14 protein-coding genes are annotated in these 14,640 nt (G+C 68.5%); 5 read left to right on the top strand and 9 right to left on the bottom strand.

From position 1 onward, the window contains the following. Positions 1 to 35: 35 nt before the first annotated feature. Complete coding sequence (locus tag DNK52_RS02315) at positions 36 to 566, top strand: TetR/AcrR family transcriptional regulator (protein WP_204163336.1); 531 nt, start codon at positions 36 to 38, stop codon at positions 564 to 566. A gap of 30 nt (positions 567 to 596) precedes the next feature. Here DNK52_RS02315 and DNK52_RS02310 read toward each other — a convergent pair whose 3' ends face one another. Beyond that, positions 597 to 1,427, bottom strand: a complete 831-nt coding sequence (locus tag DNK52_RS02310; protein WP_110239127.1) for an SDR family NAD(P)-dependent oxidoreductase — start codon at positions 1,425 to 1,427, stop codon at positions 597 to 599. A 128-nt stretch (positions 1,428 to 1,555) separates the two neighbouring features. On the opposite strand from DNK52_RS02310, the gene DNK52_RS02305 reads away from it, so the two are divergent. The 4 genes from DNK52_RS02305 to DNK52_RS02290 are packed head-to-tail and all read left to right on the top strand — an operon-like array spanning position 1,556 to position 4,987. Further along, positions 1,556 to 2,557, top strand: a complete 1,002-nt coding sequence (locus tag DNK52_RS02305) for a Bug family tripartite tricarboxylate transporter substrate binding protein (RefSeq protein WP_110239125.1) — start codon at positions 1,556 to 1,558, stop codon at positions 2,555 to 2,557. A gap of 14 nt (positions 2,558 to 2,571) precedes the next feature. After that, a complete protein-coding gene (locus DNK52_RS02300; RefSeq protein WP_110239123.1) occupies positions 2,572 to 3,072 on the top strand; it encodes a tripartite tricarboxylate transporter TctB family protein in 501 nt (166 codons plus the stop codon). Further along, positions 3,072 to 4,598 (top strand): tripartite tricarboxylate transporter permease, encoded by a 1,527-nt coding sequence (locus DNK52_RS02295; RefSeq protein ID WP_110239121.1) that lies wholly within the window; start codon positions 3,072 to 3,074, stop codon positions 4,596 to 4,598. The genes DNK52_RS02300 and DNK52_RS02295 overlap by 1 nt, the downstream gene beginning before the upstream one ends. After that, positions 4,595 to 4,987: a universal stress protein gene (locus DNK52_RS02290; RefSeq protein ID WP_110239119.1), complete on the top strand. Its 393-nt coding sequence runs from the start codon at positions 4,595 to 4,597 to the stop codon at positions 4,985 to 4,987. Before DNK52_RS02295 ends, DNK52_RS02290 begins: the two co-directional genes overlap by 4 nt. A gap of 27 nt (positions 4,988 to 5,014) precedes the next feature. Here DNK52_RS02290 and glsA read toward each other — a convergent pair whose 3' ends face one another. The 8 genes from glsA to DNK52_RS02250 form a co-directional block, all read right to left on the bottom strand. Next, positions 5,015 to 6,028 carry a glutaminase A gene (gene glsA, locus DNK52_RS02285; RefSeq protein WP_110239117.1) on the bottom strand — a complete coding sequence of 338 codons (1,014 nt, stop codon included), beginning with the start codon at positions 6,026 to 6,028 and terminating at the stop codon, positions 5,015 to 5,017. Positions 6,029 to 6,032: 4 nt separating this feature from the next. After that, a complete protein-coding gene (locus DNK52_RS02280) occupies positions 6,033 to 7,868 on the bottom strand; it encodes an N-acyl-D-amino-acid deacylase family protein (protein WP_110239115.1) in 1,836 nt (611 codons plus the stop codon). A gap of 42 nt (positions 7,869 to 7,910) precedes the next feature. Then, positions 7,911 to 8,876, bottom strand: a complete 966-nt coding sequence (locus tag DNK52_RS02275; protein WP_162598559.1) for a hypothetical protein — start codon at positions 8,874 to 8,876, stop codon at positions 7,911 to 7,913. Between the two features lie 168 nt (positions 8,877 to 9,044). Then, positions 9,045 to 10,385, bottom strand: coding sequence for a uracil-xanthine permease family protein (locus tag DNK52_RS02270; protein ID WP_110239111.1), 1,341 nt, complete (start codon positions 10,383 to 10,385; stop codon positions 9,045 to 9,047). Between the two features lie 109 nt (positions 10,386 to 10,494). Further along, complete coding sequence (locus DNK52_RS02265) at positions 10,495 to 11,136, bottom strand: hypothetical protein (RefSeq protein WP_110239109.1); 642 nt, start codon at positions 11,134 to 11,136, stop codon at positions 10,495 to 10,497. 31 nt (positions 11,137 to 11,167) lie between these two features. Continuing rightward, positions 11,168 to 11,845, bottom strand: coding sequence for an enoyl-CoA hydratase-related protein (locus DNK52_RS02260; protein WP_110239107.1), 678 nt, complete (start codon positions 11,843 to 11,845; stop codon positions 11,168 to 11,170). 46 nt (positions 11,846 to 11,891) lie between these two features. Beyond that, positions 11,892 to 13,070 (bottom strand): 23S rRNA (uracil(747)-C(5))-methyltransferase RlmC, encoded by a 1,179-nt coding sequence (gene rlmC / locus DNK52_RS02255; RefSeq protein WP_110239104.1) that lies wholly within the window; start codon positions 13,068 to 13,070, stop codon positions 11,892 to 11,894. Positions 13,071 to 13,101: 31 nt separating this feature from the next. Beyond that, the gene (locus DNK52_RS02250; protein ID WP_338036716.1) at positions 13,102 to 14,580 is read right to left on the bottom strand and encodes an aminopeptidase P family protein; all 1,479 of its coding nucleotides are present in this window, start codon (positions 14,578 to 14,580) and stop codon (positions 13,102 to 13,104) included. Positions 14,581 to 14,640: the final 60 nt, after the last annotated feature.

The raw sequence follows: 14,640 nt of genomic DNA, 5'->3' as shown, positions 1-14,640 counted from the left end.
TGCGGGCAGACGCAGTGAGACGCCGAGAGGCCATCGTGAGGGCCGCTCGCCGGCTCTTCGCCGAGGCAGGCGGAAGCATCGCCCTGGACGCGGTCGCCGAGGCCGCCGGAGTGGGCATCGCCACGTTGTACCGCAACTTCGAATCACGCGAAGCGCTGGTGGAGCAGGTCGCCCTGGCGATCCTGTCCGACCTCGATGACGCCACCGCCGAACTGGCCGAGCACCTGCGCGACGAACCCGGACCAGCTTGGCAGGCCTACGTGGTCCGTCTGGTCGAGCTCGACCTGGGCGCCCTCGCCGCGGCGCTCTCCGTCGATCTGGCTGGGGGACTCTCCGTCCTCGTGCAGGACGCGCAGACACACTCGTTGACCCAGGTCGAGGAGGCACTGAATGGCGTACGGGAAGCGCGCCTGGTCCCGGCAGATCTCGAGGCCCTGGAGTTCATCGTGGCGATCGGGATCGCCACCCGCCCCCAACCGTTGGCCGTCACACGTGCAGCCCCGCACATGGTCGAGCGGTTGGTCGGACTCGTGATCGCGGGCCTCAGGGCTGAAGCGACTTCGTGACCGGGTGACGTCAGCCCCGCACGCCACCAGTCACTCGGTGACGCCGAGCATTCGGACGGATTCGTCCCAGAGCTTGCGCGCCACGTCCTCGTCGTAGGCCACCCGACTCGTGCGGGCCACCTTCTGCTTCTCGTAGTAGGCGCCCGGCTCCCAGTCCACCATCGGAGTGCCCTCAGCCAGCCAGATCAACTGCGAGGCCCCCTTCTGCGGCGAGATGGTGAAGAGGTTCTTGACCACGGGGGTGTGGTAGACGAAACGGAGGACTGATCCGGTCTCGTTGGCGAAGTTGGTGCCCACCACGCCGGGGTGGAACGCCACCGCGGCGATGCCCTGGGTGGCGTAGCGGCGATGCAGCTCGCGGGTGAAGAGGATGTTGGCGAGCTTGCCGTTGCCGTACGCCTTGTGCGGGGAGTAACTGCGCTCGTTCTGCAGGTCGTCGATGTGGAAGTCGCTGAAGACGCGTGCTGCCTGGCTGGAGGTCTGGATCACCGTGGCCTGACTCGAGATGAGTTTGGGCATCAGGAGGTGGGTGAGCAGGAAGCCAGCGAGGTGGTTGACCTGGAAGGTCTTCTCGAAACCGTCGCCGGTCACCATGCGCTCGCCCATGATCCCGCCGGCGTTGTTCGCCAGGACGTCGATGCGCGGGTACTCGTAGAGCTCGGCGGCGAGCTTGCGGACCTGGTCGAGGTCCGCGTAGTCGGCCACGTGGAACGGGACGTCGAGCTCGCGACCCACCGCTTCGGTCTTGCGGGGGTCCCGGCCCACCAGGACCACGTCTTCGCCGCGCTTCTTGAACTCGCGCGCGGCTGCGGTGCCGATGCCGTCGCTGGCTCCGGTGATGACGATCGTCCTGCGGCTCATGGGGCCTTCTCACGCTCGAGGGATGCGGCGTGGCCGATGGTAGCGACCGGGTCCAGTTCACGGGTCCAGGTGCGGGTCCAGAAGTCAGGGGGTCGACAGCCCTCCGGGGATGGGGTCAAGATGTGGGGATGTCGCCGAGGGTGAACCGATGCCGCCCCATCGCTGCAACTCTGGGCGCGTTGCTGCTCGTCGCGAGTCCTCTGGCCGGGTGCGGCGTGACCCGTGGGGACGACAACCGGGACCTGCTGATGATCATCCCCAACAGCCCCGGCGGCGGCTACGACCTGACCGGTCGCGCAGCGGTCCAGGTGATGGAGAACGAGGAGATCACCGGCGGGAGCATCACGGTCGACAACATCGTCGGCGCTGGTGGGGCGGTCGCCATGACGTCGTTGATCGGACGGGCGGGCGACGAGAACACGCTGATGACCGTCGGGCTCGGAGTGGTCGGCTCGACCTACTCGTTCGGCAGTGAGTTCGGCGTACGTGACGCCACCCCCATCGCCCAACTCATGAGCGAGCCCGAGGGGATCCTCGTCCCGGCGAACTCGCCCTTCAGGACCCTCGACGACCTGGTCGAGGCCTGGACTGCGGACCCGGGATCGATCGCGATCGGCGGAGGATCCTCGCCCGGCGGCCCGGACCATCTCTTCCCGATGCAGTTGGCCGCGGAGATCGGGATCGACCCCAACGACGTCAACTACGTCGTGTACGACGGCGGCGGTCCCCTGACGAGCGCCCTGCTGGGCGAGAAGATCGCGGTCGGGTTCTCCGGGGTCGCCGAGTTCGAAGGATCCGTCCGCAGCGGTGACCTGCGGGTGCTGGGGGTCTCGGGGGAGGAGCGGTACGGCGAGGGGACCTTCGCCGACGTGCCCACGTTGACCGAGCAGGACGTCGACCTGGTCTTCATCAACTGGCGTGGCGTGCTGGCGCCTCCCGACATCAGCGACGAACGAGCCGCGGAGTTCATCGAGTTCTTCGAGCAGATGCACGCCAGCCCCGACTGGACCGAGCAGGTGGAGAAGAACGGATGGACCGACGACTTCAGGACCGGTGAGGAGTTCGGCGAATTCCTCGGCGAACAGGACGAACGGGTCTCGGGGACCCTCGACGAGCTGGGGTTGTTGTGAGCCAGAGGAGTCACGTGGACACGGCGGTCAGGCCCCGCCAGTCTGACCGCGCGCAGTACGGGTTGGCCCTGGCCCTGGCCCTGGTGGGTCTCTACACCGCCTTCGACGCGCGAGGACTCACCGTCGGGTTCGGCGATCCTGTCGGGCCCCGGGTCTTCCCGTACGTCATCGGCGCCGGAATGATCCTGCTCGCGGTGCTGCTCGTCATCGCCGCCGCCCGGGGCGACGTGCCGGAGGCCGAGGCAGGGGAGGACGTCGACCTGACCACGCCCCCGGACTGGATCACCGTGGTCAAACTCGTGGCGATCATGGTGCTCAACCTGCTGCTGGTCAACGTGCTCGGGTGGGCGATCACGGGCGCGTTCCTCTTCGCCGGCGCGGCCTGGGCACTGGGGAGTCGTACGGTCCTGCGCGACCTCCTCGTCGGGATCGTCCTGTCGGTGGGCAGTTGGTACTTCTTCTACTCCGGACTGGGCGTGCCTCTGAGCCCGGGCATCCTCGACGGGATCCTGTGATGGAGACCTTTGACCTGTTGATGGGCGGCTTCGCTGCAGCCCTCACCTGGGAGAACCTGGCCTTCGCCTCGATCGGGGTCCTCCTGGGGACCCTGGTCGGGGTCCTGCCCGGCATCGGGCCAGCCATGGCACTGGCCTTGCTGCTCCCGGTGACCTACGGACTGGACGCCACGCAGGCGCTCATCATGTTCGCCGGGATCTACTACGGGGGGATGTACGGCGGCTCCACCACGTCCATCCTCCTCAACACCCCCGGCGAGAGCGCCTCGGTGATGACGGCCATCGAGGGCAACAAGATGGCCAAGGGGGGCAGGGCCGCCCAAGCCCTGGCGACCGCGGCCATCGGCTCGTTCATCGCCGGCACGATCGGGACCCTGCTGGTGGCCTTCTTCATGCCCACCCTGGCCGAGCAGGCGGTCAAGATCGGTGCCCCGTCCTACTTCGCGATCATGATGCTGGCGATGGTGCTGGTCACCAGCGTCCTGGGCTCCTCCAAGCTGCGCGGCTTCATCGGTCTCTTCATCGGGCTCACCGTCGGGCTGGTCGGGCTGGACCAGTCGACCGGGCAGGCCCGTCTGACCGCTGGCGCGTTGGAGTTGGCCGACGGCATCGACATCGTGGTCGTCGCGGTCGGGGTCTTCGCCATCGGAGAGGCGCTGTGGACTGCCGCCCATCTGCGTCGCAGGCCGCTCGACGTCATCCCGGTCGGTCGCCCCTTCCTGGGGCGCGAGGACTGGGGTCGTTCCTGGGCGCCGTGGTTGCGCGGCACCGCGCTCGGTTTCCCCTTCGGGGCGCTGCCGGCCGGTGGAGCCGAGACCCCGACCTTCCTGTCCTACATCACCGAGCGCAAGCTGGCGGCCCGCAAGGGACGCTCCGACGAGTTCGGCCACGGCGCGATCGAGGGCGTTGCGGGTCCGGAGGCTGCCAACAACGCCAGTGCCGCGGGCATGTTCGTCCCACTGCTCGCCCTCGGGTTGCCGGTCACCGCGACCGCCTCGATCCTGCTCGCGGCGATGCAGAAGTACGGGATCGTCGCCGGCCCCACGCTGATGACCGACCAGTCCGACCTGATCTGGACGCTGCTGGCGAGCCTGCTCATCGGGAACACCCTGCTGCTGGTGATCAACCTTCCGCTCGCGCCCGTGTGGGCGAAGTTGTTGCGGATCCCGCGTCCGCAGCTCTACGCCGGCATCCTCTTCTTCGCCTCCCTGGGGGCCTACAGCGTCAACCGGAACGCCTTCGACCTCGCCCTGCTCCTCGTCTTCGGGGGAGTCGGCTTTGCGATCCGTCGCTTCGGGATCCCGGTCCTGCCGTTGATCCTCGGCGTGATCCTGGGGCCGCTGATGGAGGTCAAACTCCGCGAGGCCCTCGACGTGTCGGGCGGAGACGTGAGCGGGCTCTTCAACGAGGCGATCGCGATCTTCGTCTACGTCCTGGTGGTCCTGGCGGTCATCGTCCCGATCGTCCTGGCCCGGCTGAAGCCGCCGGCCGAACTCGTACCCGAGATGCAGGAGGTGGACCGGTGACGGTGGTGGTGGGGTACATCCCCAATGAATACGGAGAGGCCGCGTTGATCGCGGGGATCGATGAGGCGCGTCGGCGTCGAACCGGGATCGTGGTCGTCAACGCGACCCGCGGCGACACGCTGGTCGACGAGCGCTTCATCGGCGCCGCCGGCGCGAGCGAGGTGCAGGAACGGCTGGCTGCCCTCGATCTGGTCCACGAGTTTCGCCAGACCATGGGCGGCGACATCGCCGAGGACCTGCTCACGGTCGCGCGCGAGGTCTCCGCCGAGGTGATCGTGATCGGGGTGCGCCACCGCACCCCCGTGGGGAAGATGCTGATGGGAAGCGTGGCGCAGAAGGTGTTGCTCGACGCCCCCTGCGCGGTGCTGGCGGTCAAGCCCGAGCGGTGAGCGGCCTGGGCCTTCGCAGGCGGGCGGTCAGGCCTGCCCGTCGGCGGACTGGGGCGAGTAGGGCCCCGAGGCGAAGATGTTGAGCCCCAGCGCGCGGGACAGATGAGCGGTGGCCTGTTCGCCTCGTACGCTGTTGCCGGCGCTGCCCAGACGGGGCGAGAAGACCCCCATGCCGCCCTTGCCGGGCGCGATCGTGACGATCCCGCCGGAGACCCCGGACTTGCCCGGCAGACCCACCCGGAAGAGCCACTCGCCCGACTTCTCGTACATCCCGGTCGATGCCAGCACGGCGAGGGTGTCGCGGCAGACCTGTTCGGAGACGACCTGCTCCCCGGTCACCGGGTTGACCCCGCCGTCGGCCAGGGTGGCGCCCATGACCGCGAGGTCGTGGGCGCTGACCCGCAACGAACACTGCTTGGTGTACAGGTCAACCGTGGCCACGGGGTCCTCGATCCGACCGTAGCTCTCGAGCAGCCGGGCGATCGCCTCGTTGCGCTGGTTGGCTCCCGCCTCGGAGCGGTGGACCTCCTCGTCGAGCTCAAGAGGTCGACCGGCAAACGCGGAGAGCCCCGTGAGGATCCTGTCCCACTGCTCGTCCGGGGTGTCCCCGGTGACCTGGGCCGTGGTGGCCAGGGCACCCGCGTTGACCATCGGGTTGAGGGGGTGGCCGTCGTTCAGCTCGATCGCCATCACCGAGTTGAAGGGGAGACCGGTGTTGTTCACCCCGACCTTCTCGTGCAGGACATCGGGCCCGTACGCCTCGCTGACCAGTGCGTAGACGAAGGCCTTGGAGATCGACTGGATCGAGAACTCGAACTCGGCATCACCGGCGTCATGACAACCACCGTCGACGTGGGTGACGCAGATGCCGAAGAGGTCGGGGTCGACCTCCGCCAACGAAGGGATGTGGTCGGCGACGTCACCGTCATCGTTCGCGCGCGCCTCCTCGTACGCCTGCGCCACCGCTTCGGCGACCTCCGCGCGGTCGGGGAGCAGTCCGGTGGCGACGCGTTGTGCGACGTGTTCGATCCCAGAAGTCATGTGTTCATACTGCGTGACGGGTGGGTGAGCTCGCCTCGCTCCCGTGGGTCGACACGTCGCGTTCCACCACTCGCCCGGCCACCTTGTGGCCGGCCGGCAGGAAGGAGCCGGTGCCGAACTCGGTGCCGAACCCGGGCTCGAAGTCACCCTCTCCGTAGACCACTCGACCCGAGATGATCGTCGCGTACACGGCTGCGTCGTTGCGGTTGACCATGCGGTGGATCCCGCCGAGCTCCTCCAACGGAGCCTCGGCGTAGTCGTTGACCGACCCGTCCAGACCGGCCGGGTCGATGACGACGATGTCGGCGCGGTCGCCCTCGGCGATCCGACCGGCGTCGAGGCGGTAGAACTCGCCCAGCTCACCGGTGAGTTTGTGGATCGCCTTCTCCAGCGGCATGAATGGCCTGCCCGCCTGCTCCGCCCGGTGCACCCGGTCGAGGAGGCACACGGCGAAGTTGTAGAACGCCATGTTGCGCAGATGGGCCCCGGCGTCCGAGAAGCCGATGGTGACGCCCGGGGTGTTCACCAGACGGTTGGCGACCTTCTCGCGCGCGTTGGCGATCACCGTCGTCCACCGGAAGTCCGTGCCGTGCTCGACGACCAGGTCGAGGAAGCAGTCGACCGGGTGCACCTCGCGCTGGCGGGCGACGTCGCCGACCGTACGGCCGACCAGTGTCTCGTCGGGGCACTCGGTGATCCGGGCGTCGTCGAAGTCACGGTGCCAGACCCGCGGGCTGAAGCGCTTCTCGAAGTCCTCGCGGAACCAGCGTCGGTAGGCCTCGTCGGCCAGGAGATCGTTGCGTCCCATCTCCTCCCTGAGGTGCAGGGCCTCGCGACCGCTGCCGAACTCCTCGAAGACCACCAGGTCGATCCCGTCCGCCCAGACCTGGAAGGTGGTGGGGAGGTGCTGCCACACGAACTTGCCGCGCCCGACCCGGTTGGCCAGGAAGGCGATCGGGGCGAAGATCCGGTTGACCCACGGCTCGGCGAGGGTGTCGGCGGCCGCGAGCAACGAGACCCGCAGCGGCTTGCGGAAGAGACCGACGGAGGTCGCGGCGTAGAAGGCGACGTCGACCTTCGTGTTCAGGTTCGGCACACCCTGCAGCACGCCGTCACGGCGTCGCAGCAGGCGGCTGATCCGGCGGAACTCCTTCCAGCTGGCGTGGGTCGAGGGGAGCGTACGGGAGCGGTAACGGTCACCGTCGAGCTTGTCCCAGGGGTTCGTCATCGTGGAGACGCCCATGAAGCCGGTGTCCATGGCCGCGGAGATGCGGCGGTCGATCTCCTTCATCTCGGAACGACTGGCCTTGTGTGCCGGGTCGGTGGAACGGCCCAGACCCATCACGGAGGCTCGCACGTCGGAGTGGCCGAGGAAGGAGGCGACGTGCGGGCCGAGGGCCAGCTCATCGATCGCCTTTGCCCACTCCCCGGGCGTCGACCACGTCTTGTGCTCACGCATGGCGGCGAGCACGGCGTCGCGCGGAAGTGCCTCCACGCGGCTGAAGAGATCGGCGACGTCGAGGGGGGCGCTGTAGACGGCCGAGATCGAGCAGTTGCCGACCAGCACCGTGGTGACCCCGTGGCGTACGGACTCACCCAGGGTCGGCGCCACCACGAGCTCCGCGTCGTAGTGGGTGTGGGTGTCGACGAAGCCCGGCATCACCCACCGGCCCTCGGCCTCCACCACGCGGGTGCCGTCCCCGATCGGGAGGGGGGTGGCGCTCACCGCGGCCACCTGCCCGTCGCGGATCCCGACGTCGGCTCGACGACCGGGTGCGCCGGTCCCGTCGAAGTACGTCCCGTTGCGGATGACCACGCCAAAGGGGTCGAACTTGCTCACTGCGTCTCCCTCGCTCGGTTGCTCGGGTCAATGTAAGCCAGATCACACTGGATTGGAGGGTGCGCCGTCGTTCCATCGGTCCCAGGTCTGGATCGCCCAGAAGACGGCGAGCCAGAAGAGCAGCCAGATCTCCACGGCCAGCACCCAGTAGTCGCCGTGCTCGGTGAGGTGCGACCAGGCAGCGACGCTCCCACCCACCGCGACGGCTCCCACCGACATCGTCACGGCGAGTCCCATGTAGACGTGTCCCCACTGGACGTCGGGAGTCTCGTCGAGCATCGGGATCCCGTACCGCTTCTCCCGGGCGATCACCACGATGGCGCCGATGATCAGCACGAACATCAACGAAGCGGCCGTGAAGTGGGCGACGGCGTAGAAGGTCTCGGGCAGGAAGATCCAGGTGCCCGCCGCCAGGAGGAAGAGTGCCCAGGCTCCGGCCAGCGGCCACCAGTACCCGTGTGGATCCCTGCTGACCCACGGCCACGGAGGGTCCTGCCGACGGCCGTACCACCCGATGGCCGCGAGCAGGGTCAGCATGAGCCCCAGGACGATGAAGTACGACCCGACGTTGTTGACGACCGCCGCCTTGCACGCCTCGTTGAGCGTGGACGGCGTCGGGTCGATCTGGATCTCGTCACCGGAGCGGGCGAGCAGATCGCACCTGGCGAGGTTCCTGGTCGGCACGAACGCCACGATCGGTGCGAGCATGCCAGCGACGTTGAGGAGCCCGTCCTCGGCCGAGGTCTTGCCCCACAGGACGATCAGCACGAAGCCGAGGGTGACCAGCGTGCCGACGAAGATCGACTGCACCGGGGTGTAGTAGTAGGCGCTGATCGAGTCGAGCACCTCGTTGTCGCCCTGGAGGTTGTGCCACGTGACGGAGACGGTCAGCATGCCGAGCATGGCGAGCACGCCCAGACGCAGGAACCGGTACGTCCGCAACGCGACCAGGGGTGGCGGCCTCCGGTCCGTGGGAACCGCGCGGGCCTGAGCTCCGAGACCGGTCATGAGCCTCACCTGATCCATCCGTGTCGTGTCCGCCGAGCCGGGACGCGAAGGGGGTGTGGGTGAGACTCTTCCGCCCGGGCGCAGCCGGCGCCAGTGCAGAACAGGGGAAATGCGCGGTGCCACCCGGTCGGAGGACCGGGTGGCACCGTCAACGCGAAGTGGAGCCGATCAGCTGGAGGAGACCTGCTCGACCTTCTCCGGCTCTCCGCCGCGCACCTTCTCGAGGCCGGCCATGAGGTGGAAGAGCAGCAGGACTGCTGCGGTGCCGATGGCGATGCCGCCGAGCTTGATGTCGCCGAAGACGAGCACGTCGTTGCCCATGCCCATCGCGAGGATCAGTGCCACGGCGACCGGGAAGAGGTTGCGCTGCAGGCCGAAGTCGACGCGGTCGTCGATCCACATGCGTACGCCGATCAGGCCGATGATCCCGTAGAGGGCGAGGGTGGCGCCGCCGATCACGCCGTTCGGGATCGTGAACAGCAGGGCGCCGATCTTGGGCGACATGGCCAGCAGGATCGCGATGATGCCCGCGACCCAGTAGGCGGCGGTCGAGAAGACGCGGGTGGCGCTCATGACGCCGATGTTCTCGCCGTACGTGGTCGTCGCGGATCCGCCGCCCAGGCCGGCGATGACGGTCGCGGCGCCGTCGGCGAAGAGCGTCTTGCCGGTCATCTCGTTGAGCGAGTCGTCCTCGACGAGGTGCGCCACCGAGCGGACGTGGCCGACATTCTCGGCGACGAGCACGAAGACCACTGGCAGGAACATCGGCAGGACCGACCAGTCGACGCTGGGGGTGGTGAACTCCGGGAAACCGATCCAGTCGGCGGCCTTGACGGCTGTGAAGTCGAGGATGCCGAGGGCTCCCGCGAACAGGTAGCCCACCACGAAGCCGAGCAGCACCGCGATGCGACCGATGAGGCCACGGAAGACCGAGGCGATGACCACGATTGCCAGCACGGTGACGCAGGCGAGCAGGACGCTCTCGTTGTCGGCCGGCTTGCCGCCGGGCATGAACGAGCCTCCGGCGTCGAGGTTGATGACGTTGTTCCACGAGGCCTGCGCCAGGTTGAAGCCGATCAGGGCGACGATCGCACCCATCACGACGGGAGGCATGAGGGTGTGGATCCACCCGGTGCCGACCGCGTTGACCACGAGACCGACGATGGCCAGGGCCGCGCCGGTGACCACGATGCCGAAGAGAGCCGTGCTGAAGTCGTCGCCGTTGGATGCCGCCAGGACCGGGGCGATGAAGGCGAAGGAGGAGCCCAGGTAGCTCGGCACCCGGTTGCGGGTGATCAGCAGGAAGAGCAGCGTGCCGACGCCGGAGAAGAGCAGGGTCGTGCTCGGCGGGAAGCCGGTGATGATCGGCACCAGGAACGTGGCGCCGAACATGGCGACGACGTGCTGGGCGCCGAAGCCGATGGTGCTCGGCCAGGAAAGTCGTTCACCGGGCTTGACGATGGCACCGGGGGCGACGGATCGACCGTCGCCGTGCTTGGTCCAGGACAAGAAATCCTCCTGCGGAAGTCATGGGCCGTCTCGGGGAGAGAGGGCTGGCTGAGCCTAGACGACCGAGATCACCGCGTGGTTACAGCCACGGGCGAGTGCGGCTCAAGGATCAGTCGCAGTTGTCGCAGGTCTTGTGACCCGCGGCCAGCACCATGAAGCAGCGCGGACAGACCTGCTCGGCCGGGGGGACGTACTTGGGGGTGGCCGGCGGCTTCGGCGCCGCAGGGGCCCGGGTGGACGTACGCGGTGCTCGCGTCCCGCTCTGGGAGCCGGCGGTCGCCCCCGTCGTGCGGGCGGCCCGACGTGCCGGTTCGCGCGTCGGAGGAAGCGCGGCGACGCCCCCACCTTCAGGCAGGTCGGCGCCGTGCAGCCGGTAACACTCGAGGCGCTCTTCGGCGGCGTGCATCTCGGGGTCCAGGACCTCGTCACCACGCACTTCGGAGACGGTGTCGGCGTACCAGTCACTCATTCGCCCGTGCGGTCCCACGACCAGCGCACCGAGCAGTGGTTCATTGCGTCGACGGCAGTCCTTCGCGACGCGGAAGAGCACGTCACCCATCCACTGACTGGGAGCCTGACGCTGCCGGATCAGGGTCTTCTCCTGCAGCGCGACCGCGAGGTCGGCGACGGAGATGACGGCGTGGTAGTCGGCTGCGACGTCGGCGAGGAGGTGTCGCGCAGCAAGCGCGAAGGTGTCCCTGACTTCTTCGATTCCGATGGTGCGGGCTTCGATCCAGGGGGTTTCACTCACAGTTGTGGAGTCTACGGCCCGTGGGCCGAAATCAGATGCTGACGTCCGCCCGCTGGGGTGTGAGCAGCGTCGCAGCAGCATCGGCGAACATGACCTGCTTGATCCGGCCGAGGGTGGTGCGGTCCTTGCCGGCCAGCGGGGCGACGAGCCCAGCGGCGGTCTCCACCAGGGACTCCAAGGGTGCCGTTGCGTCGACGATCCCGCGGGCCTGCGCGTCAGTAGCGCCGTAACGACGGCCCGTGGTCATGGACTCGATCGCCGCCTGCGGGGTCAGCTTGGCCTGGATCAGGGCGGCCATGCCTTCGGTGAAGGGGATCAGGATGTCGACCTCGGGGAAGCAGAAGTAACCGCGGTCGTCGCGCATCACTCGGAAGTCGTGGGCCATGGCGAGCATGGCTCCGCCTCCGAAGGAGTGGCCGTTGACGGCGGCGACGGTGGCGACCGGGAGGGTGAGCACCTTCGCGAACATCGCGTGGATCCTGTCGACGTACGGCGCCAACTCACCCGGGTTGGCGGTGACCCACTCCAGGTCGAGGCCGTTGGAGTAGAACTTGTCGCTGCCGACGGTGACCAGGACGGCGGGTTCGCTGCTGGAGGCGATCTCGTCGAGCGCGGCGTCGACCTCGGCCAGCCACCGGGGTGAGAAGCGGTTCTCGTCGGAGCCGAGGTCGAGGACCCAGACCGGACCGTTCTTGGTGAACTGGGGCATCGCACTCTCCTGAAGATCGGGCCTGAAGATCGGGTGGTGGCTGATGTTACCGGTCGGTAGTGGAAATGTCTGCGGAGGTGTCGTGGCGTGCCATCAGGACCAGCACCTCGTAGTGCGAGCTCTGCGGGAACATGTCGAGCATCCGAGCCCTGACCATGCGCATCGACCCCATCGCCGCCAGGTCGCGAGCCAGTGACTCCGCGTTGCAGCTGGAGTAGAGGACGTACGGTGCCGTCGACTCCTCGATCCATCGCGCCAGCTCCGCGCCGATCCCGCGTCGGGGCGGGTTGAGGACCACCAGGTCAGGAGCAGTGGATTGGGCCAGCGCCCATTCCGTGGCGTCCGAGGCGACGAAGTCGAGACCCGGGCGGCCTTGCTCGGCCGCTGTCGTGCGGGCGCTCTCGATCGCCTCGGCGCTGATCTCGACCCCCCTCACCGTGCGGCCCGGCGCAGCCAGGTGCAACGCAAACCCTCCGACGCCGCAGTACAGGTCCCAGATCACCGAAGCCGGGCCCCCGTGCCCGTTGCGCGCGAGGGCCTCGTCCACCCAGCGACCCGCCTGCTCGTAGAGCATCGCGGCGACCTCGGTGTTGGTCTGGAAGAAACTCTGCGGACGCAGGTGCAGGGCGACGTCGTTGACCTGCATGGTCAGGGTCTCCCCGTGCAGCACGATCTCCTCGGGACCCTCCAGGACTGCCTTGTGCTCGGGTTGCAGGTTGACCGAGACCACCTCGAGCCCGGGGAGGGCGGCGAGGAGTGACGGCAGGTGCTTCCTGATCCGCAGCAGCGACTCGGTGGAGCGGAGGACGAAGCGTGCCATGAGGGCACCGGAAGGCGCCTCGGTGACGATCAGGTGCTTCAGCTCGCCGCGGCGAGCTCCCACGTCGTACGGGGTCAGCGAGGCGGTGGTGATGAAGGCGGCCAGCACCGGCAGCGCGGCTTGGAGTGTGGCGGAGTGGAGGCCGCAGTCGCGCAGGTCGACCCCGAGCCCGTCGGCGTCGAGGATGCCGAGCGTGGGGTCCGTGACGGTGCCGCCGACGACCATCTTGGCCTTGTTGCGGAAGCCCGACTCGCGCCCGGTGAAGGGTGCGCTCCAGTCGGGACTCCCCAGCGGGTCGAGGAGGTCGCGCAGTCGCTGCTGCTTCTCCTGCACCTGACGGGTGTGCGGGATCGGCAACAGGGTGCACGAACGACAGCGTCCGGCGTCGAAGTGGGCGCAGTCCATGTCAGCAACGGTCCATGTGGCAGCGGACGACTCAGCCGCGAAGCTGTGCCATCCACTCCTCGACGGCCTCGGGCGAGCGGGGCAGCGCGACGGAGAGGTTCGCCGCGCCCTCGGCGGTGACGAGGACGTCGTCCTCGATCCTGATGCCGACTCCCCGCAGCTCCTGGGGCACCAGCAGGTCGTCGTTCTGGAAGTAGAGGCCCGGCTCCACGGTCAGGACCATGCCCTCGGTCAGGTCGCCCCGGGCGTACGACTCGGGGGCGGCCTGGGCGCAGTCGTGCACGTCCATGCCGAGCATGTGGGAGGTGCCGTGCAGGGTCCAGCGGGCGTAGACCTTCGAGTTCGGGTCCAGGGCCTCCTCGGCAGGCACCGGCAACAACCCCATCCCGTCGAGGCCGTGGGCGAGGACCGACATCGCGGCCAGGTGGGGCGCCTGGAACGCGGCACCGGGACGCACGGCGTCGATGCCGGCCTGCTGGGCGTCGAGCACGAGCGAGTACAGCTCCCGCTGCAGCGGCGTGTACGTGCCGGAGACCGGGATCGTGCGGGTCACGTCGGCGGTGTAGAGGTTGGTGTTCTCCACTCCCATGTCGAGCAGGAGCAACTCGCCCGGGGTGACCGGGCCGCTGTTCTCGATCCAGTGCAGCGTGGTGGCGTGGGAGCCGCCGCCGACGATCGAGTCGTAGCCGATGTCGTTGCCCATGGCCCGGGCGCGTCGGAAGAACGTCCCCTCGATCCAGCGCTCCCCGAACTCCAGCACGCGGTCCCACTCGCGCACCGAGTCCTCGAAGCCGAGCGTCGTGATGTCACACGCCTGCTGCAGCTGCTCGACCTCCCAGGCGTCCTTGACCAGACGCATCTCGGAGACGACGCGGGCGAGCTCGGCGTCGCGGGTGGGGTCGGCCTCCACGAGTCGGTCGACGGCCCCGGAGACGCCGCGGTGCACCCGGGTCGTGGCGGATCCTGCGAGCGCACCGGTCAGGCGGTCGACGTGGCGCACCTCGATCCCGAGGGAGGACGACATCTCCGCGAGTGAGGGACGCTTCCCGGCCCAGAGTGCGCCGTACTGACGGTCCCGGAAGAACTCGTCGGTGTCGCGCGAGGAGCGCGGACGGGCGTAGAGCACGGCACTCGTGTCCGGCTCGATGACCAGCACGGCGTCCGTGGTCTGGTTGCCGGAGAAGTACGTGTGGGCGGTGTCCGGGCGGAACCGGTAGTCGGTGTCGTTGGAGCGCATCTTGAAGGTGCCCGCCGGGAGCACGAGGCGCTCGCCGGGGAAGCGTGCAGCCAGGTCCGCGCGGCGAGCTGCTGCGTACGGGGCCACCGGATGCTGCTCCACGTCGCTGCCCACCTCGGCCCACCCGGTGCGCATGAAGGCTGCGTACGCCGGGGGCACCGCAGGGTCGTGCGACTGGGTGCCCGAGCCGGACTGGGAGTCGGACTGGGAGCCGGACTGGGAGCCGGACTGGGAGGTTGGCTGATCGGCGGCGACATCCTTCAGTTCACTCACGCCTCAACTGTACGGGGACGTCGAGGTCCAGCGGATACGTCGAGCACCCCGGACCCCCGA

The sequence above is a fragment of the Nocardioides gilvus genome (genome assembly GCF_003194605.1).
GTDB classification, from domain to species: domain Bacteria; phylum Actinomycetota; class Actinomycetes; order Propionibacteriales; family Nocardioidaceae; genus Nocardioides; species Nocardioides gilvus.
Note: the sequence above shows the minus strand (reverse complement) of the source record. Positions and strands in the feature narration are given on the sequence as shown.

Excerpts from the sequence above, each read along its gene's own strand:
- DNK52_RS02310 (WP_110239127.1), bottom strand. The coding sequence starts at position 1,427 with ATGAGCCGCAGGACGATCGTCATCACCGGAGCCAGCGACGGCATCGGC.
- DNK52_RS02305 (WP_110239125.1), top strand. The coding sequence starts at position 1,556 with ATGTCGCCGAGGGTGAACCGATGCCGCCCCATCGCTGCAACTCTGGGC.
- DNK52_RS02295 (WP_110239121.1), top strand. The coding sequence starts at position 3,072 with ATGGAGACCTTTGACCTGTTGATGGGCGGCTTCGCTGCAGCCCTCACC.
- glsA (WP_110239117.1), bottom strand. The coding sequence starts at position 6,028 with ATGACTTCTGGGATCGAACACGTCGCACAACGCGTCGCCACCGGACTG.
- DNK52_RS02275 (WP_162598559.1), bottom strand. The coding sequence starts at position 8,876 with ATGACCGGTCTCGGAGCTCAGGCCCGCGCGGTTCCCACGGACCGGAGG.
- DNK52_RS02260 (WP_110239107.1), bottom strand. The coding sequence starts at position 11,845 with ATGCCCCAGTTCACCAAGAACGGTCCGGTCTGGGTCCTCGACCTCGGC.
- rlmC (WP_110239104.1), bottom strand. The coding sequence starts at position 13,070 with ATGGACTGCGCCCACTTCGACGCCGGACGCTGTCGTTCGTGCACCCTG.